The 687-nt window shown below is 46.7% G+C and carries 1 protein-coding gene; it reads left to right on the top strand.

Annotated features, from left to right (window positions below):
* On the top strand, positions 1-482 hold a 482-nt coding region (locus RH46_RS18205), incomplete at its 5' end, for an Hcp family type VI secretion system effector (protein WP_006880991.1).
* Positions 483-687 lie beyond the last annotated feature (205 nt).

Raw genomic sequence — 687 nt, 5'->3', positions numbered from 1 at the left:
CTCAGGGTCTTATCACTGCAGGTGCGTGTACTGCGGATTCTATCGGTGACTCTTACGTTGAAGGCCACGAAGATGAGATGCTGGTTCAAAAGTTTGACCACGTTGTAACAGTACCAACTGACCCTCAATCTGGTCAGCCTTCTGGTCAACGTGTTCACAAACCATTCCAGTTTACTGTGTCGCTAAACAAAGCTGTGCCACTGCTGTACAACGCACTCTCTTCTGGTGAGAAGATGAAGACCGTTGAACTGAAATGGTACCGTACGTCTATCGAAGGCAAGCAAGAAAACTTCTTCACCACTAAGCTTGAGAACGCATCTATCGTCGATATTCAGTGTGAAATGCCACACTGTCAGGATCCGGCGATGTCTGACTTCACTCAAAACCTAACGGTCTCTATGTCTTACCGTAAGATCACTTGGGATCACGTTAACGCAGGTACGTCTGGCTCAGACGACTGGCGTAAACCAGTCGAAGCTTAATCGCTTTGATTTTCGGAGGCTTCCTACAGGGAGCCTCCTGAAAACCTTAACTTCAAATTATCAATCCGTTGGTAATTTGCGTTTAAGGTTTTTGTGTTTAGGGTTAACGATAGGAGAGACGCAATGGCGACATTAGCGTACACCATTGAGGTAGAAGGACTGAGCGACGATGCTTTGGTGGTCACCAAGTTCGATGGACAAGAGT

Origin of the sequence: Vibrio brasiliensis LMG 20546 (genome assembly GCF_000189255.1) — a bacterium.
Lineage (GTDB): Bacteria > Pseudomonadota > Gammaproteobacteria > Enterobacterales > Vibrionaceae > Vibrio > Vibrio brasiliensis.
The sequence above is the reverse complement of the archived record's forward strand: the minus strand, read 5'-3'. Positions and strand labels throughout refer to the sequence as shown.